At 43.1% G+C, this 22,835-nt stretch carries 20 protein-coding genes; 11 read left to right on the top strand and 9 right to left on the bottom strand.

Translation table 11 applies throughout. The annotated features are described in order from the left end of the window. Position 1: 1 nt before the first annotated feature. Positions 2 to 3,136, bottom strand: a complete 3,135-nt coding sequence (locus B4J50_RS05875; RefSeq protein WP_286847012.1) for an AAA family ATPase — start codon at positions 3,134 to 3,136, stop codon at positions 2 to 4. Beyond that, on the bottom strand, positions 3,124 to 4,434 hold the full coding sequence (locus B4J50_RS05870) for a metallophosphoesterase family protein (RefSeq protein WP_286847010.1): 1,311 nt from the start codon (positions 4,432 to 4,434) through the stop codon (positions 3,124 to 3,126). Before B4J50_RS05870 ends, B4J50_RS05875 begins: the two co-directional genes overlap by 13 nt. Before the next feature lie 85 nt (positions 4,435 to 4,519). Here B4J50_RS05870 and B4J50_RS05865 point away from each other — a divergent pair, with 85 nt between their 5' ends. Then, entirely contained in the window at positions 4,520 to 5,767 is a 1,248-nt protein-coding gene (locus B4J50_RS05865; protein ID WP_286847008.1) for an SLC13 family permease, read from the top strand. Beyond that, positions 5,761 to 6,735 (top strand): DUF2284 domain-containing protein, encoded by a 975-nt coding sequence (locus tag B4J50_RS05860; protein WP_286847006.1) that lies wholly within the window; start codon positions 5,761 to 5,763, stop codon positions 6,733 to 6,735. The genes B4J50_RS05865 and B4J50_RS05860 overlap by 7 nt, the downstream gene beginning before the upstream one ends. Here B4J50_RS05860 and B4J50_RS05855 read toward each other — a convergent pair. Further along, positions 6,691 to 7,860 (bottom strand): MFS transporter, encoded by a 1,170-nt coding sequence (locus B4J50_RS05855; protein ID WP_286847005.1) that lies wholly within the window; start codon positions 7,858 to 7,860, stop codon positions 6,691 to 6,693. The genes B4J50_RS05860 and B4J50_RS05855 overlap by 45 nt on opposite strands. Before the next feature lie 193 nt (positions 7,861 to 8,053). Between B4J50_RS05855 and B4J50_RS05850 the strand changes: the two genes are divergently transcribed. From B4J50_RS05850 to nudC, 7 genes are read left to right on the top strand one after another with little or no spacing between them, the layout of a single operon-like run. Then, on the top strand, positions 8,054 to 9,679 hold the full coding sequence (locus B4J50_RS05850; protein ID WP_024821379.1) for a sensor domain-containing diguanylate cyclase: 1,626 nt from the start codon (positions 8,054 to 8,056) through the stop codon (positions 9,677 to 9,679). Between the two features lie 59 nt (positions 9,680 to 9,738). Then, complete coding sequence (locus B4J50_RS05845; protein WP_024821378.1) at positions 9,739 to 11,076, top strand: MATE family efflux transporter; 1,338 nt, start codon at positions 9,739 to 9,741, stop codon at positions 11,074 to 11,076. A 22-nt stretch (positions 11,077 to 11,098) separates the two neighbouring features. Continuing rightward, a complete protein-coding gene (locus B4J50_RS05840; protein WP_024821377.1) occupies positions 11,099 to 11,569 on the top strand; it encodes a MarR family winged helix-turn-helix transcriptional regulator in 471 nt (156 codons plus the stop codon). A gap of 8 nt (positions 11,570 to 11,577) precedes the next feature. After that, entirely contained in the window at positions 11,578 to 13,212 is a 1,635-nt protein-coding gene (locus B4J50_RS05835) for a glucan biosynthesis protein G (protein ID WP_024821376.1), read from the top strand. Between the two features lie 18 nt (positions 13,213 to 13,230). Further along, positions 13,231 to 13,593, top strand: coding sequence for a hypothetical protein (locus B4J50_RS05830; RefSeq protein WP_024821375.1), 363 nt, complete (start codon positions 13,231 to 13,233; stop codon positions 13,591 to 13,593). 19 nt (positions 13,594 to 13,612) lie between these two features. Continuing rightward, on the top strand, positions 13,613 to 15,712 hold the full coding sequence (gene mdoH, locus B4J50_RS05825; protein WP_024821374.1) for a glucans biosynthesis glucosyltransferase MdoH: 2,100 nt from the start codon (positions 13,613 to 13,615) through the stop codon (positions 15,710 to 15,712). After that, positions 15,679 to 16,512, top strand: a complete 834-nt coding sequence (gene nudC, locus B4J50_RS05820; protein ID WP_051461083.1) for an NAD(+) diphosphatase — start codon at positions 15,679 to 15,681, stop codon at positions 16,510 to 16,512. The genes mdoH and nudC overlap by 34 nt, the downstream gene beginning before the upstream one ends. On the opposite strand, the gene B4J50_RS05815 is transcribed toward nudC, so the two are convergent. Further along, positions 16,509 to 17,687: an HD-GYP domain-containing protein gene (locus B4J50_RS05815; RefSeq protein ID WP_024821372.1), complete on the bottom strand. Its 1,179-nt coding sequence runs from the start codon at positions 17,685 to 17,687 to the stop codon at positions 16,509 to 16,511. The genes nudC and B4J50_RS05815 overlap by 4 nt on opposite strands. Before the next feature lie 194 nt (positions 17,688 to 17,881). On the opposite strand from B4J50_RS05815, the gene tpx reads away from it, so the two are divergent. Then, complete coding sequence (tpx, locus tag B4J50_RS05810; protein ID WP_024821371.1) at positions 17,882 to 18,400, top strand: thiol peroxidase; 519 nt, start codon at positions 17,882 to 17,884, stop codon at positions 18,398 to 18,400. Between the two features lie 110 nt (positions 18,401 to 18,510). Here the strand turns inward: tpx and B4J50_RS05805 are convergent, their stop codons facing one another. From B4J50_RS05805 to B4J50_RS05795, 3 genes are all read right to left on the bottom strand, one after another. Further along, on the bottom strand, positions 18,511 to 18,915 hold the full coding sequence (locus tag B4J50_RS05805; protein ID WP_024821370.1) for a hypothetical protein: 405 nt from the start codon (positions 18,913 to 18,915) through the stop codon (positions 18,511 to 18,513). Positions 18,916 to 18,927: 12 nt separating this feature from the next. Next, positions 18,928 to 19,221 (bottom strand): hypothetical protein, encoded by a 294-nt coding sequence (locus B4J50_RS05800; protein WP_024821369.1) that lies wholly within the window; start codon positions 19,219 to 19,221, stop codon positions 18,928 to 18,930. 173 nt (positions 19,222 to 19,394) lie between these two features. Continuing rightward, entirely contained in the window at positions 19,395 to 19,826 is a 432-nt protein-coding gene (locus tag B4J50_RS05795; protein WP_024821368.1) for an FKBP-type peptidyl-prolyl cis-trans isomerase, read from the bottom strand. Between the two features lie 119 nt (positions 19,827 to 19,945). Here B4J50_RS05795 and deoC point away from each other — a divergent pair, with 119 nt between their 5' ends. Continuing rightward, positions 19,946 to 20,623, top strand: a complete 678-nt coding sequence (deoC, locus tag B4J50_RS05790; RefSeq protein WP_024821367.1) for a deoxyribose-phosphate aldolase — start codon at positions 19,946 to 19,948, stop codon at positions 20,621 to 20,623. Positions 20,624 to 20,648: 25 nt separating this feature from the next. Here deoC and B4J50_RS05785 read toward each other — a convergent pair whose 3' ends face one another. Beyond that, on the bottom strand, positions 20,649 to 21,575 hold the full coding sequence (locus B4J50_RS05785) for a dihydrodipicolinate synthase family protein (RefSeq protein WP_024821366.1): 927 nt from the start codon (positions 21,573 to 21,575) through the stop codon (positions 20,649 to 20,651). Between the two features lie 98 nt (positions 21,576 to 21,673). Then, positions 21,674 to 22,831 (bottom strand): pyridoxal-phosphate-dependent aminotransferase family protein, encoded by a 1,158-nt coding sequence (locus B4J50_RS05780; protein ID WP_024821365.1) that lies wholly within the window; start codon positions 22,829 to 22,831, stop codon positions 21,674 to 21,676. Positions 22,832 to 22,835 lie beyond the last annotated feature (4 nt).

Raw genomic sequence — 22,835 nt, 5'->3', positions numbered from 1 at the left:
ATTATATCAAACATTGCAATCTCCCTTCTGCTAAACTGAACACTTTCACAAAATTGTTCTTTTGTCCATCAAGCTCGTGAAAAATTCTAATCAACTCCTTGCGACAGGAAAACAGAAGAATCTGCGTTTTACACGCTGCATCTAAAAGAGCTTTTGCAGCCCCCAACTGCCTCTTTTCGTCAAAACGGACAAGCACATCATCCAGAATAAGGGGAAGAGGCTCTGAACGCTTACCATAAAGATCCGAAAGGGCTAAACGAAGGGCAAGATATACTTGATCGGCCAGACCATTGCTCCATATTTCTTCCGTTTTCCGCCATTTTTTTTCTTCCTCCAATTCTATGGAAAAGCCACCTTGTCCTGACAAAGAAGAGATGAGAGAGTATCGTCCATGAGTCATAAGCTGAAGAGAATCGCTGGCTTTTCGTATAACTTCCGGTTGCCGCTCTTTCTCGTGTTTCCGTCTCGTCTGCTCCACGATGTATCGACAAAGAACTGTAGACATCCATTTTTTGAGATTTTGCTTACTCTGTTCTATAAAACATTCTTTTTGGAAAAGAATGGCACTTAATTCTTTATCCTTCTCGAGCTTCTGCATACGACTTTTTATGGTACCAAGCTCTTCATTCAACTCCTCAAGTAACAAAGAAAGAGTACGCTCTTTTTCCTTCGACTCCATATAAAGGGTATGAGATTCTGCCGGCGTCCTCTCTTCAAGTTCTTTTATGAGAAGGGGCAGATTCCCCTCCCCACCAGCTATAGTAAGTAAAGAGAGGCAATAATTTTCTATGGCATATTTTAATTTCTGAGATTCCTGCCATCGAATACCTTTTTGATAAAAAACCTCTTCATTACACGCATCAGCTTCCCTTAAGAGAGTTTCCTTTCTTGAAATATACTGTTGTAGCTCCTCTTCCGCACTTTTGCGACGTCTGGAACATTGCTCCTTGTTTTCGTGCAATCTGCTGAATTTCTCCTGAAGATTCATGCTTTCATCCAATTTGGATGAAAGAAAATCTATTGTTGGGACTATCTCTCTGTAAGTTGAAATTTCGTTTTTCTCTGGAGCAATTCCCAGGCAAAGTTCTTTTATTTCTATAAGGCGACTTTCAAGGTATGAAGCAGCAAAAGAAAGCTTTTTTTCTGCCTCTTTTATGCGATCGCCATGTTGCCGAAGCTGTTTCACACGCCCTTCAAATTCGACAAAGTGACAGAGTTCCAGAGAAGGAGGGAGTTTTGAGCTTTCTACAAGCTCTTGCCAAGCCTCTTTTATTCCTTCTTGAAGCACTAAAAAACCTTTAAGCGCCTTCTCTCCCTCGTCATAAAGAAGCTGCCTCCGTTCCCTCGCCTTTTGGGCCGCCTCCCAATCAGCAACACATTGATCTTTTTGCTTTAAACAGTCTAGATAGCTGTCTATAAGGGCTTCTATATTCTCAAGTTGAGCGTATGATTCCAAAGGTTCTTTTATATGGAGGTTTTGGAGAATACCGTTTAAAATCTCCTTGCTTTCCTCCCACTCTTCCTGAAGTTTCAAGCGATACGATCTCTTTTCTTTTTCCTTCACATTTCTATCATAGCAATTCCCCAAGAACGCTGCCGTTCCTAAAAAACAAAGAGCTCCACCTATAATCATTTCGAAAGGAACTTTCTCCCCAAACCCTTTCCATAAAAAAGCTACTCCTAAAAAAAGCATAACCCCCGTAACAACAGCGCTTAACACCCATTGTTTTGAAACTGGCTGGGAAGAGCGCGATGATGTCTGAAGCTCTTGCAAAGCAAGACGGGCTTGATTACAGCATAAAAAGGTTTGCCGTAAATGTCCGCGTTCCTCTCGAAGAGTTTCCTCTGAAAAGGGGGGGGTACTCAAACAAGCCTCTTCTGTCTTTTTATAGAGCTCTCTTTCTGTATCCGCCGCTTTCTCCATTTCAAGCCGAGCCTGAATGAGAGCTTCTTGTCGAGCTGCTATTTGAGATCGAATTTCCTCTTGACGGTTTTGCAAATCGTGAGCATATTTACATACATTAAAAGAAAGATCTATATTATAAAGATGTTCCAAGGACCACCCCTGATAGAGGTTACTGAGTTCTTTTTCCAGCTCATGTCTCATGCTGGCAATTTCTCCTTCTAGAGTACGTAATGCCTCCTCTTCTCTCTCTATTCTTCCCCGGTTTTGAACTGCGGATCTGATCTCTCCTTTTTTCTCTAGAACTCCTCTAAAAGGCTTTCTTTCCAGAGATTGAAGAACTTCAAGAAAGTGCTCTTCCTCATTTTGAAGCTCTCTGCACTCTTGCTCTTTATTCTTGATTTCTTCTGTTATAGCGGCAAGACGCGTTAGTCCGTCTTTTGGAAAAGACGAAAATTCACCAAGGGCATGAAGTTTTTTCTGAGACTCCCCCATCTCTATCCATGGAGCCCTTGCTTTTTCAATCCATTCGTAAAGAGAGAGTGTGGAGCGTTTTTCTTCCAATTCTTTTCGCACAGATTCTATGCGCTTCTCTTGGTCTCTCAACATTGTTTGCATTTTAATGAACTCAAACTTTTGTTGTTGCAACACCTTGATTTCTTCATCTATTTGACGCAACTTTTGCAAAAGGCCATTGATTATCGCTGAATTTCTGCTTCGAGCTTCTGGGTGGTAGAGTTTTTTCTGTTTGGAAGAGAGCGTTTCTACCAAGCATGGAAGAGAAGCTGTGCCCAACCCTGCCCCAGCCGCAAAGAAACGACTTTGAATTGTTTGGTCGTTAAGAGTTTTGATCTGTTGCATATCTTCAAGACCAACTGCAAAAACCCTCTCATATGTTTCTCTGTCAAGATAACCGAGAAGAGCATCTACATTTATCTCTTCGCCTTGTCCAGAAACATTGATTTTCCGCCCATTCATTTCAAAGGCAAGAGAGACTCCATTTGTAGTCTCCACTATGAGCTGGCCTTGTTGTGCTCTCCCGTCCGGAGGGAGATAAAAATTACGATTGGAGCGGCCATGAGGGAAGTTGAAAAGGCAGTAACGGAAAAAATTCATCAGCGTGGTTTTGCCACTTTCGTTCTCCCCGACGATGAGAGACAATCCTGGAGAGAAAGAACCTCCTACCTCCCTCAAAAGACCAAATTGACGAATGTAGAACTCTACGAACCGCACGGATCGTCTTCCTCCCCCATAAGGCCATCTGCGCCTATTATTTCCACTTCTTTTACAATATCGGCTACATCTTTTATAGTAAAAGTTTCTAAAAGGAACTCAAGGTCTCGACGACGCCAGCGAGAAGACCCCAAAGCTCCGTCAATAGTTTCAAAAAGCTCTTCTTTGTTGGATATATGAGAAGTTACGTATTCCACTTCTCTTAAAAAGTCCCCTACAAAAGTTTGGGTTTTTTTGAGATTATCCAGATTATAGTCAGGATTGCTTTCATCAATACATCCTTCAATCCATACAAAATCAGAACGCTCTTCTTCGCAGTTCAGTTCCGCGGTAAGATCATCAAGATATCCATCTCTGGTTAAAGAGCGGTGGAGAGGGCTTCGCCCCTTAATAGCAACTCGCACTATAAGGCCTCTCTCTTCCGCTGCTTCTCTTAGCTCAGATTTCAGCATATCGAAAGCGTTCAATATGTCTTGGTCTGTTCTGAAAGAAGATATATCTAGAGAAGTGTTCTTCCACCGAACAATATCTGTGGGACAAAAAAGAGATGAGATATGTCCTTGTTCTGAAACACGTACTACACTGCATCCATGAGGTCCAGTTTCCTTTATGCTGCGTCCTTGAATAGTACCAGAATAGACAACCCAAGGGGCTCCTTTTTCTAAAATCATGGGACGGTGGATATGGCCGAGAGCCCAATAATCCATCCCTGATTTTTTTAAATCGTCAAGAGAGCAGGGAGCATAGTTTTCATGCCCCTCTATTCCGCCTACATTACAATGGAGCATCGCAAGACAAAGTCCATGTTCTCGATCTTCTTGAGAAGGGATCATTTGAACTGCTATATTATCAGCTACATCCCTCACCGGATAACTGTAGCCCCATATAGAACCAACCCTTTCTCCTCCCCTGGCCAAAAGGGGAAAGATACCTACCGAACTTTCAAAACAGAAGACCTTGTCTGGTAGTTTTAGATCAGCACTTTCACCTAAGAGTGGATCGTGGTTTCCGTGAGTTACATATACGTAGACCCCGGCTTCACTGAGACGAACAAGCTGGCGCTGCAATTCCAGCTGGGCCCTAAGGCTTCGATCTGCGTCATTGTAAAGGTCCCCTGCTATAAGCACACAATCTACTTCTTCTTGAAGTGCCAGATCTACCACTTTTTCAAAAGCCTGAAAGGCTGCTTCCCGCAACCTTTCAGCAACAAATGCTGAATAGCGAGAAACTCCTCTAAAAGGACTATCTAGATGAAGATCTGCACAATGCAGGAAACGGAACTCTCTTTGAAGCCTCATTTTTTTCTCCCTTCATATACATTATTTGCTTGGAAGCATATGCCCTTTATAGAACATAGACAATTCCATTCAATCTGATAGACTCATGTTTATGGTCGATATTTCTGTAGCTAAAGGTTTCATCTATATTATATTTATAATCGTCTATTTAGGGATGGTTGCCGGCCGTCTTCCCCGTTTAGCTCTTGACCGCACCGGCATTGTTCTTCTTGGGGCTATTACGCTGTTTGTTGGTGTCGAGAAGTTAGGCATGGCGAGTCTTCTCGACATAGATTCTTCCACTATCTTACTTCTTTTCGGCTTTATGGTTATATCTGCCCAGTTCAGACAGAGCGGCTTTTATACTCTAGTAACACAATTTGCGGCCTCGCTTCCCCTTTCCCCTCTCCAGTTCCTGGCCCTTGTCATAATCTTATCTGCAACCCTCTCCTCACTGCTCTCTAATGATATTGTCTGCTTGGCCATGACTCCTATTTTAGGACAAGGATGTGTGAAGAAAAAACTTTACCCTTTACCCTTTCTTCTTGCCTTAGCTTGTTCTTCGAATATAGGTTCGGCTCTTACTCTTATAGGGAACCCCCAAAACATGCTTATAGGGCAACAACTTCATCTCTCTTTTTCTCGCTATTTTCTTTTTTCCCTTGTACCAGTCACACTCTCACTGATAGCTCTATGGGCTATCATAGCCTATATTTTTAGAAACAACTGGCATTGCCACGTAGAGAAGATGCCGACAATGCCGGAGATCCCTTTTGATCTGTGGCAAACAGCAAAAGGAATGGGAGTCCTTGCAGGTGTCGTGTCTCTTTTCCTTTTTTCACCCTTCCCGCGAGATATGATAGCAATAGGAGCTGCCGGTATTTTACTTATAAGCAGGACGATGACATCTCAAAAGATGCTCGCTCTCATCGATTGGCAATTGATTCTTCTTTTTATCGGCCTCTTCATTGTCAACGGAGCCTTTGCTCGGGCAGGAGGACTCACTTCCATCGAGAGCATCCTCCACGTCATGGGGATATCGATAGGGAAAGATTTTTGGCTTTTTACAATTACTGTCGTCTTGTCTAATCTCGTCTCTAACGTTCCAGCAACTATGTTGCTATTGCCTATGGCCCAAGGAGCTCTTGCAGGCCCTATTCTTGCGTTGAGCAGTACTTTTGCAGGGAACCTCATCGTCGTCGGCAGCATTGCAAATATCATCGTAGTAAATGGAGCCCGAAATTTAGGCCTCTTCATCTCTTGGGAAGAACATGCCCGGGTAGGGATTCCTGTAACGCTCACATCTCTTCTGATTTGCTGGATCTGGATAAAAATAGGGGGATGGCTGTGGTAAAAATAGCATTCGCAACAGTGGCCCCTTCCCTCGATTTTCTCGGGAAACATCTCATTACACAGGTATTGGAAGAAGAAGGGGCCTTTATTATCAATCTAGGAGAAAAATTCAAAGAATGTCATTTGCTTTCTTTTCTGAAAGCAAATACGCCAGATGTTCTTGCTTTCTCATGCCCAGACGAAGAATGCTTGAGTGAATTGTTCTCTCTTCTTTCCATTGCTTCAGTTCGAAATATACCTGTTATTTGCGGAGGAAGCGCCCTTTCTACCCATCATGCCGCCAACTTTCGCAAAAAGCTACATTATCCCCTCATCTACTATAGTCACGGACCTGGCGACGTTTCCTCAGTACTTCGCTGCGCGCTCAAAAAAGGGATCCCACCAGAACCTTCTCACGGGGAAGGGATACCGTTGCCTCTTTCCCCCGAAGAGGAACAGCTTGTTCACTGTCTTGGTCTTCGGGTTCTCTCTGCATCTTTTGAAGATATTGTGATAAAGGAAGGGACTCGACAGTGGTGCGGGGACTGTCCTGGGAATTTAAACCGCACCTGTCCATTGAGCAGTGGCTATTTTTCCCAAAAAACAATTCTTGAAAGTCATCAATATATCCAGCGTTACAAAAAAGTTTTTCTTATTTGCTCGCCGATCCTCAAAAAAGAGGAGCGGGGAAACAAGAGAGACCATCGAAAAACCTTATGGCTAGGGCTTAAAGAGCTAGAAAAGCTTTGGGAAAAAAGACTTGGAGAAACCATTATTTTTAAACTTCCAATTCGCTGTCCTCTCTGTGCTGAAGAACAGTGTCTTATGCCCCAAGCTCGATGCCATCTGCCAGAACTCCAATTTCCTATGCACGAAGAATACAACATCGATATGATGGAGACTGCTCGTACGATTGCTGGAGACAGTATGACCATGGAAATGTACTCACTTGTTCTTGCGGATCCTCTTCCAAACAAAAATATACACTAATACTGAAGCCACACAGGCAAAAAGGGAAAAACCGCGGAAAGCCCAGGAGACATTCGTCAAAGCAGAGGCATATCCTATATAAATAGGCAAAAGAGTCCAGCTTATATCCATGGCAAAATAGACCATGGAAGAAGCATGCCCCCTGAAATATTCGGGGATCATATCGCCAATAAGAGCCAGATGGGTAGGGTACCCATACCCCACCGCCACACCATAAAGAAATCCCCAAAGGGCTATAGAGCTATTACTTCCAGCAAAAGATGCTCCCATAAGTGCTCCACCCATAAGCCCAATAGCCGGGGCAGCTATCACCATGCGCGAAACTTTCTTATAAAGGCCCCCTCCAAAAAGTCGTACAATAACTGCGCCAGAAGAGATAGCCATCAAAAAGATGGAAGAGTTCAGCCCTCGTCCAATAGCTAAACTTGAGGCGTAGGCAATAGAGGAGTCTGTCAGTCCAAGAAAGAGACAAGAAATAAGTAAATATTTTATAGGCGTTTCCTTGAAAAGAGAAAGATAAGAAACATGATGATTCCCTTCACTGACAATATTCTTCTCTACAGGAGGCAAAAAAGAAGCTACGCACATAGAAACAAGAGAAGCTAAAGACGCCATAAAAAGATAGTATGTGCTATGCCCTCCTTTAATAAAAAACTCCGCCAGAGGAATAATGGAAAAAGAAGTCAAAACACCGCCAATACTTGTTATGGAAAAAGCTGGGCCTCGAATAGCAGCAGGAATAACAAGGGTTTGATAGGTTGTAGTCGCTACCACAAACACACTAAATCCAGCACCCATAAAAAAACGAAGTCCCCAAAGAGCATGGGGAGTCAAGGGGATACAAGCAAAAAGGCAAGCCCCTGCGAAACAGACACTTCCGGCAAAAAGCATGGTCTTCCGAATTCCAAATTGGGAAAGAAACCACCCCGCAGTGGGCCTAGTCATAGTTGCAGCTAAATAAAACGCGCTCATAACCCACCCAATGCTCTGGGGCTGAAATCCCCTCTGAAGGAGAAACGGGGGGAGCATAAAGAAAACATGAGAATAAGCAAAAATTGAAAAATATGTAAGAAGTATGAGAATAATATTTTTTTTATATCGAGAAAAATCGGCATCAAAAAACACTTCTTCGCCCCCTTCTTCAACAACATTACGTCTCTCCTACGTCTTTGTAAAGATTCTGCAGCGACACTCCCTCCAAACATTAAAATAAAATTGAAAGGAGAGACTCCCGCCCCTTCTCGAACCTCCTCTATTTAGGTACAATTCTTTATAGATATAATAAAATGACCTATATCGACTATAGGAGTGTGATCTTTTGCCTATTCGACCAGAGAGAACTCTTCGTTGGGAACAGTTCAAAAAAGTATTACGCCATTTTATATGGATTCTTCCCGTGCTTTTTACTGTGGTTTGGTTCATAGGTCGAATCTACGCTTTGGAAGTATCCCAACATAACGAATTGCTCGCCAGTCTAGAACAGCAATTTTGTGCTTCTCGTCTTGAAATAGTTCATCAAAATATAAATATGGTCGCTCAAGACCTCCTCTTCCTGGCTCAAGCATGCGAGAATAGTGCAGAACATGGTGATGAGCTATCTGAAACTCAGATGCGCGCCCTCGAAAGCCTTTTCCTTACCTTTGCCAAAAGCAAAGATATCTACAACCAAATTTGCTTATTAGATACGTCAAGTCGCAAAAAAATTTTTATTCAACATAACAATGGATCGCCCATAGTAGCACGGCCCACTGCAGATTCGCAAGATACTTTCAATCTCGACTATTTCCAATCCACTATGGAACTGCGAAAAGGGCAAATATATGTTTTTCCTCCAGACACAGAGGGAGAGCCCCATCATGTTCTTGTCGAGCCAATTCTTCGCCTTGCCACTCCTGTTTTTGCCCATGAAGGGAACAGGATCGGCGTCCTCATTTTCCATTATTCAACTGAGGATCTTCTCACTCTTTTGAGAGCCTCTTCTTCCATGAGTACTATTATGTTACTCAATCACCACGGAGATTGGTTACAAAAGACAAACCCTTTTATAGAAGAAGCCATCAAGCAGCATAAAAATTTCTCTGAAATCTTTCCGCAAGAAGCCTCTTTCATATATTCCCAAGAGCGCGGGCAGCTTAAAACACCACGAGGCCTTTTTACATTTACAACAATACGTCCCTTTGATTTAAACAAGACACTCAATGCATCTTCCGACTATTTCTGGAAAATTGTTTCCATGGTCCCTCTGTTCTCTCTTCAAGAGCAAGATTTGCATATAAAAACTCGTTTTCAAACTGTAACTATTATTATTATTTTCATACTGCTTATTAGTAGCATTTTATTCATTGTAGAGTATGAACGCCGGAAAAAAATTCTCGCTGATCTACAAAAGAAGAGTAAGGAACTGGAAGAAGTGAACATTGCTCTCAACTCTGCCGTTCAAAAAACAGCACATGACGCCATGATCGATCCTCTCACGGAACTTTGGAATCGTCGTTACATGGTCAAAAGACTTAGAGAAGAAGAGTTTCGCATCCAACACACCGCAGGTAGCGCTTGTATTGCAGTTATTGATTTAGGAAACTTCAAAAAAGTTAACGATACATACGGGCACGATAGGGGAGACCGAACTTTGGCAGAAATTGCGGCCCTTCTTCGGAAAGGTCTTCGTCAGACTGACTACGTAGCTCGGTCGGGAGGAGACGAATTTCTCATCTATTTTGCTGATCTCCCCTTAAAAAAGGCCGGGAAAATTATGGATCGCCTTTACACAAAAATTGTACAGAGAAGTGCCGCTAGCGCCGGTTTCCCTGTCTTTCCAGACTATGGCGTTGCTCATTGTCCTTCTGATGCTCCAACTCTGGAAGAAACAGTAAAAGTGGCTGACGCCAGAATGTACGAGTTTAAAGCGCGTCGAAAAAAAGAAATGGCTGATAGCGAAAGATAGTTGCATATGCAACGTTTTCTGTCTATACTATTTCCTTGCTTTTATATGGAGGGATATGTATGGATAGATATGCTTTACTTGCAAATGAAAAGGTTGGACGCCTTCTGTGGAAGCTTTCCTTACCTGCTATTGTAGGAATGTTGGTTCAAGCTTCTTATAACATAGTAGATGCTATTTTTATAGGACGAGGTGTGGGAGCTCTGGGACTCGCAGGTACAGCTATCGTTTTTCCCATTCAGCTTCTAGCCTCATCTCTTGCTGTTACTATCGGAACTGGAGGGGCTTCTCTTATTTCTCGGAGCTTAGGTGCTAAAAAATTTCGTCGAGCTTACAAAGCTTTAGGAAATATGATTTTTCTCTCTCTCTTTTTCAGCACAACCCTTTTAGTAAGCGGCCTTTTACTACAAGAAAAGTTACTGCGAATATTCGGAGCTAGTGAGACAATTCTGCCTTACGCCAGGGAGTATTTACAAATTATTCTCCTCGGATTCCCTTTTGTAGGTTTTGGAATGGCCGCAAATCATGCGGCTCGTTCTGAAGGAAATGCTAGGGTAGCCATGATCAGCATGATTATTTCTGCTATTTTAAATATGGTTCTTGACCCCCTGTTTATATTTGTATTTCACATGGGAATTCGTGGCGCCGCCATAGCTACCGTTATTGCACAAATCGCTATGGCGTGCTGGATGATATATTACTTTTTCTTCTCGCAAAAAAGCTCTCTTGTCATCGCATTGAAATACTTCTTTCCACAATTGGCATATATGAAAGCCATAATAAGTGTCGGGGCATCTGACTTCGTTCGCATGGCTGCCGGCAGTGCCATTATTGTATTTCTCAACAACAGCTTGATATATTATGGTAGCGATATTTCCGTAGCTGTTTACGGCATTTTAAATCGTGCCATGTCTTTTTCATTTATGCCTATTGTCGGCATTGCACAAGGACTTCAACCTATTCTCGGTTTTAATTACGGAGCTGGCCATTTCGACAGGGCCAGAAAAGTAGTGCAGTTAGCCGTTATTGCAGCAAGTATTATGGCTTCAGCTACTTTTCTCATCGGTATTTTGTTTCCTCAAGAAATTATCGGACTTTTTACTACAGATCCTGATCTTCTGAGAGAGGCAAGCAACGCTCTGCGAATCGTTATTTTGGCTTCTTTTTTAGTAGGATTCCAAATCACAGGCTCATCAATGTTTCAGGCATTGGGAAAAGCTAAGGCGTCCCTTATTCTTTCCCTCAGCAGACAGGTTCTCTTCCTTCTTCCTCTTCTTATGATTCTGCCGCATTTTTTCCATTTAAAAGGGATATGGATTTCTTTTCCCGTATCTGATATTCTCTCTTTTCTTATAACAGCCAGACTTTTTTTCCGACAATATCAGATACTTAAACCATGAAGAAAGACGGTGTGCTATTAATATGACCAGCAATGACGCTCCTCCACAACTTGGCAGGTGGCTTTCGTGTCTCTATCGGCAAATGCAGTGTCTTCTAGATCGAGCCTTTGAACCAGTAGGGCTTGGAAGTGGAAACTATGCTTTTCTCCTCGTTCTCAAGAAACAAAATGGACAAACACAAGAAGCTCTTAGAGGAACTCTTCGTTTCGATAAAGGGACAACTGCCAGGGCTCTTAAAAAATTAGAGTATCTCGGTTTTATAGAACGTCATCGTTGTAAAGATGACGCACGAGCCAATCAAGTTTTCCTCACTTCTCGAGGGGAAAATGTGCTACCATTCGTGGAAAAGGTCTTAAAAGAATTAAGTTCTCAAATTCAAGAGGGTTTGAGTCCAGAAGAAAGAGCAACCGCTTTTTATCTTATTTCCCGCATGGCATCTAATGCTTTGTTGTTGAAGAATGATGAACTTAGCGTTCTGTTTAATAAGGAGTGATGATCTCTATGAAAGCATGGAAGTTCAGAAATATCCGATTCGGATATATTGCTTTATATACACTGTTGTTCTGCGTTCTTTTTTTTCCATACTCTCTCTTTGCCGCATCGTCTTCCCCAGGAGAAAATTTTGGATTTTTGGCTGTGGCAAAACAAGCACAGGACCTCGCCTCCAGACCATATATAGACCCACAAGGAACCGTTCCGGAAATACTCGCAAAGCTCTCTTACGATGAATGGCGCGATATTCGTTTTATTCCTGAAAAGGCTCTTTGGAAGGGCGAGAAACGATCATTCTCCGTGCAATTTTTCCATCTTGGAATGATCTACAACCGAGCTGTGCATGTTCACATAGTGGATCGGGGAAAAGTAGAAGATTTTTCTTTCTCCGCAGATTTATTCGATTACGGGAAGAATGTTTTGAATAAGAAATCTCTTCCTTCGGACCTCGGTTTTGCCGGCTTCAGAATTCATTACCCTATCAATACAAGAGAGTACTCCGACGAAGTTGCTGTTTTCCTTGGGGCCAGTTATTTCCGAGCTGTGGCTCGCAACCAGCAGTACGGTCTTTCTGCGCGAGGACTGGCTGTTGACACAGCTCTTCCTTCAGGTGAGGAGTTCCCTTGGTTTAAAGAGTTCTGGCTCGTAAAACCTGCCGCTAATGCACAATCCATGGTTATTTACGCTCTTCTCGATAGTCCTAGCTGTACAGGAGCCTATAAATTTACAATTACCCCTGGAGACGAAACAACCATGGATGTGATCTGCACTGTATTTAAACGCAAAGACACGCTAAAACTAGGGATCGCTCCTCTCACTAGTATGTTCTTCTATGGAGAGACTTCTAATGGGCGACCAGGTGATTTCAGACCAGAAGTTCATGATTCTGATGGGCTTCTGGTAGCAACAGATGATGGCCGATGGATATGGCGCCCTCTCATAAATCCAAACCGCCTCTTGATCTCTGAATATAAAGGATATGGTGTTAAGGGATTCGGCCTTATGCAGCGTGATGTAAACTTCGATCATTACCAAGACCTTGAAGCCTGGTATGAGAAACGGCCAAGCCTCTGGATTATTCCCGGCGAGGAATGGAAAAAAGGGCATATAGAGCTTATAGAAATTCCTACCGACAGCGAAATAAACGATAATATCGTAGCTTTCTGGGTTCCAGAAATGAAAATCGGAAACTCCGATACAAAAGAACAAAGTGGAAAGAAAGGAGAGCTCCCTATTCCGCTCACATTTACATACACCATGAAATGGGAGTACCCTTCCTCTCTTTTGAAGATAGAGAAACCTGCCCTAGCTGCTCATACACGTTCAGCTACAGAAAAAGCAGAGGGAGTATATCGTTTTATTATTGATTTTGAAGGCGAGGAACTTAATAAAATATCGGCTGAAACTGGCCTGGCCAGCGATATTAAAATAGAAGGGGACGGAACTCTACTGGGAAAGCAGCTTTTGAAAAATCCAGAAACAGGTGGATGGAGATTGAGCTTCCAAATAGCTGTTCCCATCGACAAGTTAAAAAGTGTGGTACCAGACCGCAAGCCTGTTGTCAAACTTTCAGCTTTCCTTAAAAAAGGGGAAAATATCCCTGAACCTCTTACAGAAATCTGGACCTATGACTTTCGTCCCTAGGTAAGGAGGGGAAATCCTATGCCAACACTACAACAAAAAAACATGGAAACATGGCAAGTTGTGCGAGACAGAGTATTACTTTATGTTCGCGCTATGGATCTGCCTCCTTTTGAGGGGCTTGAGATTGCGTTGGAGTCTTTAAAACAAGCAAACACCTACAGCATAGAAGAGGCTATGAATAGCTTGGCTTATACAATCGAGAAACGAGGGCTCAACAAAGGTGTTCTTGATGCGCAGGGAGAGCATATAGCCTCTATTCCTTCTATGAACAGAGGCGTTATGGTTTCAAAAAATTTCGATCGAACGCCATGGCTTACAGCCCTTAAAATTTTTATTCATCGATGGACACGAGACCTTTTCGGGCCATCGAGAACACGTTAATTCAAGGAGAAAAGTATGGATGAACGTTCAAGAGAATAGAGAGATCAAATGGACACGTTCTGCAAGCTGGCGAAGGATTATTCTCCTTAGCCTTATTATAGTCCCTACCATTACAGCCAGCCGTTACATGGCGGGAGTCTTGCCCTATAAAGGTGAAACCCCCTTAGAAATAGGGCTCGTGGTGGTATTTGCCATCCTTTTTGCTTGGATATCCATAGGCTTTTGGACAGCTATGCTGGGATTTCTTGTGCTTTTAAAACAGAAAAAGAGCTTTTCATTAACATCAGATATTAAGAACACTCCTTTGGATATAAAAGATCCAGAGGCAAAAACTGCTATTTTAGTGCCCATTTACAATGAAGATGTTCATCGGGTTATGGCTGGCGTACGCACAACATTACAGACCCTTCGAAACACTGGACAAGATCAGAATTTCCATATTTTTATTCTGAGCGATACCACAGACCCTGACGTTTGGGTTCATGAGGAAACTGCCTGGTATGAGCTTTGTCGTGAAGAAGAGGCTTTTGGGTCTGTCTTTTATCGTCACAGAAAAAGCAACGTGAAAAGGAAAAGTGGAAACGTAGCAGATTTTTGTCGCAGATGGGGGAAGAGTTATCGATACATGATTGTTTTCGATGCAGACAGTATCATGTCAGGCGTTACCATGGTTCGTATGGTGCAAATTATGGAACAGCGACCTGATATAGGAATTTTACAGACGCCTCCAGCGGCAGTAAACCGGCAATCCCTTATATCCAGAGTTCAACAATTCGCAAACCGAGCCTACGGCCCTATCTTCGCTGCCGGCCTTCACTTTTGGGTTCTTGGAGATGCCCAGTACTGGGGCCATAACGCTATTATTCGCGTGGAACCTTTTATGGAGCATTGTCAACTTCCTCGTCTTCCCGGGAAAGGCCCTCTCAGCGGGGATATTTTGAGTCATGATTTCGTAGAGGCAGCTCTTATGCGCCGTGCAGGATATGGCGTATGGCTTGCTTACGATATGGAAGGAAGTTATGAAGAAACCCCGCCTACTCTCCTTGATGAACTGAAACGGGACCGACGGTGGTGCCAGGGGAATTTACAGCATCTTCGACTTATTTTTACAAGAGGGCTTTTCCCTGTTCATCGGGCTCTTTTTATAAACGGCGTTATGTCTTATGGTTCTGCGTTCCTGTGGCTGTTGTTCCTCGTCTTAAGTTCTATAGAAGCAATAACAGAGGTCATCATTGAACCACAATATTTCCCTTCTGCCGAACTGGCCCTCTTCCCCGAATGGCCCGTCTGGTATCCTCATTGGGCTATCACACTTTTAGGATCTACAGTCCTTATCCTTTTTCTTCCCAAAGTATTGACCATCCTGTACATTACCTTTGTGGAAAAAAAAGCGCACCAATTTGGCGGATTTATTCGACTCTGTTTCAGTGTTCTTATAGAAATTGTACTTTCTACCCTTTTGGCACCTATCCGCATGATTTTCCACAGCCGTTTCGTAGTAATGACTCTGGCAGGACGAGCCACTGGCTGGGGGACTCAAACACGAGACGATCGCGGAACAACGTGGGGAGATGCTTTTCAATACCATATAGGTCAAACTCTTTTAGCCGCTTTGTGGGGCACTTTGCTGTACGAATTCAACCCCTCTTTTTTTTGGTGGATGTCTCCTATTTTAGGAGCCTTGTTCTTCTCAGTCCCAATATCGGCGCTCACGAGCCGGGTCAGTATTGGGAAAGCATTAAAACGTAATGGCATATTGCTTACTCCAGAGGAAAAAAACCTTCCGCTGGAATTGAAAATACTCGACGAAAAAATGGAAGCCCCTTTATCGTATACTCCGTTTCCTCTTCCTCGAGAACAGGGGTTTGTTCGTGCTGTAGTGGACCCTACTGTTCTGGCACTCCATACATCTTTAATTCTTCGTCACAGGATCGCATCTCCTTCCATACGTCGTCGGCGGGAAGACATTCAGGAGAAGGCGCTGCTTTACGGTCCCGAAAGTTTAACTCAAAAGGAAAAGATGGAACTTCTGCGAGATCCCGAACAGCTCAAAGAACTTCATCAGAGGGTATGGCGTATCCCCGAATGGGAACGAGCTGCTCAGTGGGGACTCGAATAGGGAAAGGGCTGAAATTTTCTATGAAGCAAGAATCATTTATGTTCATTTTTCGGAAAGACCATCTGCTGCTGAAAGAAAATCCTTCCTCTTCTTTCTTTTCTGTTGCTGAAAGCACTCAACTAGCCTTACCTTATATACGGCAGGGAAGCGTAGGATCTCCTAAGGGAGAAGGTCACTTCTGGGGGGAAGTGTCAGAAGATACGTATCCTCCTGCTGGAGCAAAATTTGTCTCTCTTCGAAGCCTCTACGATCTTTTAGGAGAGAGAGGTTTTAACGTAGCTGGACAAGCATACCAAATCATGAACTGGAGACGGACAACTCAATTTTGTGCTTCTTGTGGTTCAGTACTGCGAGAACATGTTATAGATAGAGCCTTAGAGTGTCCTGTTTGCCATACAATAACCTATCCGCCTGTTACACCTGTAATCGCCGTAGCCATAGAAAAAGATGGACATCTTCTTTTGGCGCGCAGCCCTCATTTCCCTCCCAACCGTTACAGTATTCTTGCTGGTTTTGTAGAACCAGGAGAACAACTTGAGGAAGCTGTTGCCAGAGAGGTAAAAGAGGAAGTAGGGTTAGAAATTCAAGATATAACTTATTTTGGGAGTCAGCCTTGGCCGTTCCCCCATACTCTTATGGTAGGTTTTACTGCTTCGTGGAAGGCAGGCAATATACAAATTGACGAGAAAGAGATTGAGGCTGCCGACTGGTATTCTCCTTATTCCATGCCGGAAATACCACCTCGTGCCAGCATTTCTCGCCGTCTTATTGATAACTATCTTGAGCATACGAGAGATTAGTGAAATTCGCGCAGAATCACCGAGTCTTTTCGCTTCCCTACATCATCAAGCGCGGAACGAACAAAGAGGTGAGGAGCTGAAGAGAGATCCAAAACCACGTGCTCCTCATATCGCTCCCCTTCTTCGTCTGTTTTAAGCAAGACACGGGGACGGAGAATACTTTTCTCTCCTGCCGCAATAACAATACCCATTCGATTGTCCGAAAGTTGCACTACTGTACCTGGCGGATAAATCCCAACAGCCCCTAAAAAAGCCGACACTACAGCTTTGTCAAAATGATACTCGGCATTCTCTATAATAATAGAAATAGCGCGATGAAGAGGCACAGATTCTTTATATATCCTTACTGTAGTTAATGCATCGAAGACATCTGCTACTGCGGCAATACGAGCAGGAAGAGGAATATGAGCCCCACAGAGATGATACGGATAGCCGGTTCCATCCACTCTTTCATGGTGACCCTCTATAACTGCAAGAATATCTTTGTCATCCACTCCAAGTTGCTTTGCAATACTTGCTCCATAAATAGGATGTTTTTTTACCTCATCGAATTCCTTTTCTGTGAGCCTAGAGGGCTTGTTTAAAATAGAAAGAGGAAGCCTAGCTTTTCCTAAATCATGGAGAAGACCACCAGTTGTAACTGCCTCTACCAACGAATTGTTTTCAGGAGCAAGGCGATAGGCTAAAAAACCACCGAGAAGCGCTACGTTAAAGGAATGAACAAAAGTATATTGATCCTGTTCTCGAACATTACTGAGAGAAAGAAGTATTCTGGGGTTGTTTGTAATCGTCAGCGCCAAGAGGCGCCCTATTCTAAGGAGAGGAACGAGACATACCTGAGATACTTCTCCAGAAGCAATAGCACTGAAATTTCTTCGAATTTCTTGAATCGTCTGGAGAGTAAGGCGGCGATCTACAGGATTTGAAGGGACCTCCATAGCATCCAGTACTTCAAAAATTTCACTGAGTATGAACTCTACATCCTCTCGGACAGTAACGTATCGAACTCCTTGATCTGCTAAAGAATGGGCAAGAGACAAACGGGAGTCTCCCATTTTAGAAAGACTCGTTCCTTTGGGGAGCAATAAAGCTCCCTTCTGTGAAAGAACATCTTCCATGATCATTCCACTGCAGCAAGGAATATCCCACACAGGAATTTTTCGTGCTAGATTCATAAAAACGCCCCCGATTTAAAAAAGCATCGATCCCTTCTCCACAAAAATTTTTTACTCTCTATTATATTTTGATTATATTTATTTTACTCATTTTCAGTTTAAATACTACTACACTTTTTAATTAAAAGAAAAGAGCTTCATTTTTATGATAAAATAAATATACTGGTATAAAGTATATGGAGGTGAAGATAAACATGGAAAGAACCGGAATCGTTACAATGAAAGGAAATCCTTTGACCCTCATAGGGCCGGCACTCTCCTTAGGAGATGCGGCTCCAGATTTTACCGTCTTTGATCAGGGTTTAGCTCCAAAAACTTTAAAAGATTTTCAAGGAAAAATTAAAGTCATATCCGTTACACCTTCTCTTGATACTCCGGTTTGCGACCTTCAGATCCATTGGTTCAATGAAGATGCAGCAAAACAGCCAGATAATGTGGTTGTATTAAATATCTCCATGGATCTCCCTTTCGCGCTAAAACGTTTTTGCGCTACTAAAGGAATTGACAGAGCTATTGCTCTTTCAGATTATCGCGATGCCTCTTTCGGAACAAATTGGGGAGTATTGTTGAAAGAGCTCCGCCTTCTTGCCAGAGCTGTTTTTGTTGTAGATAAGGATGATACTATTCGCTACGTAGAAATCGTTCCAGAGGCCACCAACGAACCCAACTATGAAAAAGCAATAAAGGCGCTTGAGCAACTCACAAGAAAGTAAAAGCTATATACTCCCTTCATGTGTTGAAAAGAGGAGCTTGCACAGATATTTAATCACAATAATAAGGCCGAAGCATGGGAAAACTTCGGCCTTATTATTTTTTTACTGAGTTAGTTCTCCTTAACTTCTTCGATCGTCTCCACTGAGATATACATCTTCCCACTACCCGAAGAGGAGCGCAGTTTTCCTTCTATACGGACAGGAGTATCTTCCTGTCTTGCCAAAACCCATCTCTGAATAGCTGGGTCAAAGGCTCGCATGAGAAGGAAATCGCGGCGAATACTGCCATCCTCCCATGGCGTTTCCTGTTTTACGGAAAAAACAAGATATTTTCCTACGCGGCTTTCTTGGAAGCTTTCTCCCTCTACAAAGTGAAGTTTTCCTGATATCTTTACTAAATTTTCCACCATTGCTACCGTCCAACTCCTTTTTCCTGGCTTCGTATGGAGAACATATATACCACGAACAGGACGCTCCGCCAAGGTATATGGCAAACCACGAAAAAAGGGAGGCACAGAACCCTCCCTTTAAATTTCCTCTATTTTACGAACATGGACGTACATCTCTCCGCTACCTAACGACGAACGAACATCTCCTTCTACCCGCAAAGGCGTGCCCTCTTCACGACTTAAAACCCATTCTCGCAACTCGGGATGATACGCCCGCATAAGCAGAAAATCGCGCCGGGTGCTCCCATCACTCCACGGGGTCTCTTGTCTCACTGCAAAGGACACATATTTCCCTAACCTGTTCTCGAGAACCTTATCCCCCTGTACATGATGCAGAGTCCCGGCCACCGTAACGATGTTCTCCGTCAGCATATGCACATCACTCCTTGTGGCTGTGGATTTTTGAGAGTTTTTATATCTCTCGTTCTTACTTTACACTGGAATATGTTTTGTAACAAGTGCCTTAAAGGTTGACCTTTTCTAGAAAAGTTCCTTTGTGAAAGAAAACCTCCGAAAGGATCTATTTCTCTTCGGAGGTTTTCTTTTTACTCGTGGATTTCAACTATGGTTATATCGAAAATAAGAGTTTTTCCCGCCAACGGGTGATTCGCATCGAGAAGCATCCCTTTTTCCGATACATCTGCAACTAAAGCATTGAAAGTATTACCGTCTGGAGTTTGAACTTGCAGTACTTCTCCAACCTTTGGGTTGAGGTCATCTGGAATATGTTCGGCAGGTACTTCCATGGTCAGTTCCATTTCGTACTCGCCATAAGCTTTTTGGGGGGGAACGTTTATTGTCTTCTCTTCCCCAACGGTCATGCCTAAAACTGCTTTATCAAAACCATCAATAACCTGGCCAGATCCTACTTTAAATTTTAGCGGCTCCCTGCCTTCAGAGGCATCAAAAACTGTTCCATCTTCAAGGGTTCCCTTATAATGAACCGATATAGTGTCTCCATTTTTTATTTGAACCATGAGGCCCTCCTTTTGTAGCCCCTCTTTTCGAAGAGCGTGGGATCATTCTACCCTTTAAATTCTTCTTTTTAAAGGTGGTAATATAGTAAATAACCTTAAAAGAATCAGGAGGTGCCATTATGAAACTCTATTCCTCCCTCGAAAAGTGCATTGATAATACGTTATTAAAGCAGACGGCAACTCTGCCAGAAATTATTTCCTTCGTCGAAAAAAGCGTACCTTATGGTTTTAGAAGCCTGGTCATTCCTCCCTTTGCTCTGGGAAAAGCTATATCCAGAGTTGAAGGGCGTTCCTGCCATTTTTCCGCTGTAGTAGGCTTTCCCCTTGGATATATCCCCACCCTGTTAAAATGTCGGGAGATAGAAGCATATCGTAATATGGGGTCGGCTATTACTGATTTTGATGTTGTTCTTAATATAAATTTAGTGAAATCAAAGGCCTGGAACTCTCTATACACTGAAATGCAAGAACTCTCCTCCGTCACTGAAGGGAAAATATTGAAACTTATTATCGAAACTCCCCTCCTCACCCAAGAAGAAATAGAGCACGTCTGTCTTCTATCTATGGAATTCGAAGGGATTGATTTTATAAAGACCGGAACAGGCTTTGCCGGCAAACCTACCACTATCGACGAAGTCTCCTGCATTTCCAAGACCTTAAAAGGATTGAAGGGTATTAAAGTTTCAGGTGGCGTAAAAAAACTTGAACACGTAAATAATTTTCTAGCAGCAGGAGCCACTATCTTCGGATCCAGTTCTGGCATAGAAATTATGGAAGAGGCCAAACGACAAAAATAAAGGCAGGCCTCTTCCCTCTCCAATCCTAGGAAATCCCGAGATATTCTTCTCCTGTGATAGCTTTATAAGCAGCGATAGTTTTCTCATAAATTGCCCGGATTTCTTTTTTCGCTCCCTCTGATGCATTGAGGATGGGGAATCGGGCACTTCCACCAAAAAATCCTGCTATATCCATAGCAGCTTTCATGCCGCCTATACCAAAACGAGACGTTACTGCCGCATTGAGGTCGAGAAGAGCCAGCTGTAATTTCCGTGCTTTTTCTATTTCTCCAGCTTTCCATGCGTTATAGATAGTTACACAGTAATTAGGAACAACGTTGGCCACAGCAAGAGTTCCCCCTACGCCACCAAGCATAAGAGTCGCTAACAGGAAACTTCCGGAACCGGCAAAAACAGAGAAGTTCTCAGGAGCTTTTGCCACAACTTCAGCAATTTGAGTAATATTCCCCGAGCTATCTTTTATGCCTGTGATATTAGGATGATAGGCAAGTTTTACGGTTAAAGAAGAAGGGATGTTAATCCCTGTGTTTCGAGGCATGTTATAGATCATGACAGGAAGAGGAGATGCATCAGCTATTGCCGTAAAAAACTTTTCAAGTGCTTCAAAAGTCATATCGCTTTTATAGTAGGATGGCGAGACAATAAGAACTGCGCTAGCTCCTGCATCTGCACATCTTTTTGTGAGCTCAATAGTTTCCCTTAAAGACTCACAGCCTGTTCCTGCTATTACTTTTTTATGTGGAGAAAGTCTTTTCCTGGCTTCTGCAACTAAAGATACTTTTTCGTCTTGGGAGAGAAGAACGAACTCTCCGTTGCTGCCAAGGATAACAAGACCTTCTAACGACGTGGCATTAAACTTCTCTATATTTTCCTGAAAACGTGCCAGATCAATGCGTTCATCATCTCCAAAAGCTGTTGCTATTGGGGCAAAAATTCCTTCCATTCCAGCCATACCTGCGTTCCTCCCATCCATATAAGAAAAGGGAGCTCTATGCAGAGCAAACCCCTCTTTCCCGTGCTAAGAACGAGAACATCCTGAAGAGAAAGAGTTTAATGCTCATCTACAAGCCCTTGTTGTAGAACGCTCAACCCCGTACCAGGTTCTACATTCATACCACATCGCATGGCAGCCCTTTCAACAGATGCTACTGCCGAGACGAGAGTATGTTTATCTATATTGCCCATATGTCCCATTCGAAAACCTTTTCCTGCATATTCGCCAAGGCAACCAGCTGTTTGAGTTCCTTCCTCAGCAAGGATTTTTCGGAACTGTAAATCATCTACATTGGCGTCTTGAGGATAGAGATATACAGAGAGAGTGGGTGCTCGGAACAATTTTTCTGCTGCCACAGTAAAACCTATGGCCTCAAGAGCCCCATCTGCAAAAGCAGCCTGACGAAGATGTCGAGCGTAACGTTCAACAATCCCTTCTTCTTTAATAATCTGCAGAGATTCTTTCAACGCCCAGATCAGATTAATTGCCGGCGTTCCCCAATATTTGGAGGGATCGTGCATTACAGGAAGCCATTTTTCGAAGTCTATATAGGATTCGGGAATGGGATTTAAGGATTTTCTTTTCTCCACAGCCTCTCTACTTGCCCAAAGGATGGCAAGGCCGGGAGCAACGCCAAAAGCCTTCTGCGAACAGGAAAGCAACACATCAATCCCCATAGGGTCCACATATTGCGCTGCTCCAGCAGTAGCAGCAACGCCATCAACAACATAGAGAGCCCCATGAGCTTTTACTACTTTACCAATTGCTTCTATGGGAGCTACTACCCCTGTGGCAGTTTCTACGTGAGTAACTGTCACAACATCGTATTTTTTCTCTACCAACTTTTTCTCTACATCATCCGCTGTAACAGACGTACCCCAAGGAGCTGAAAGGACATCTACATTAAGCCTTTTTCGCTGACACATCTCAATGAATCTGTCGCCAAAAAAACCATTCGAGCAAATCAACACATGGTCCCCCTGTTTTGTAATGTTGGCTATAGCCATTTCCATGGCTAATGTTCCAGAACCAGCAATTACAAATACTTCACCACTACATTTCCAAAGCTCTTTCAGATCGGCCAGAACTTCCTTATAATCCTGAACAAAGAAGGGATCTCCAAAAGCAACTGTTTCCCGACCCATTTGGTCTTGAATAGACCGAACAACAGGCGTTGGCCCTGGGATCATAACCAGTTTAGGTGTTCGAAGCATACCC

The sequence above is a fragment of the Aminobacterium sp. UBA4908 genome, assembly GCF_002398115.1.
Classification (GTDB): domain Bacteria; phylum Synergistota; class Synergistia; order Synergistales; family Aminobacteriaceae; genus Aminobacterium; species Aminobacterium mobile.
The sequence above is the reverse complement of the archived record's forward strand: the minus strand, read 5'-3'. Positions and strand labels throughout refer to the sequence as shown.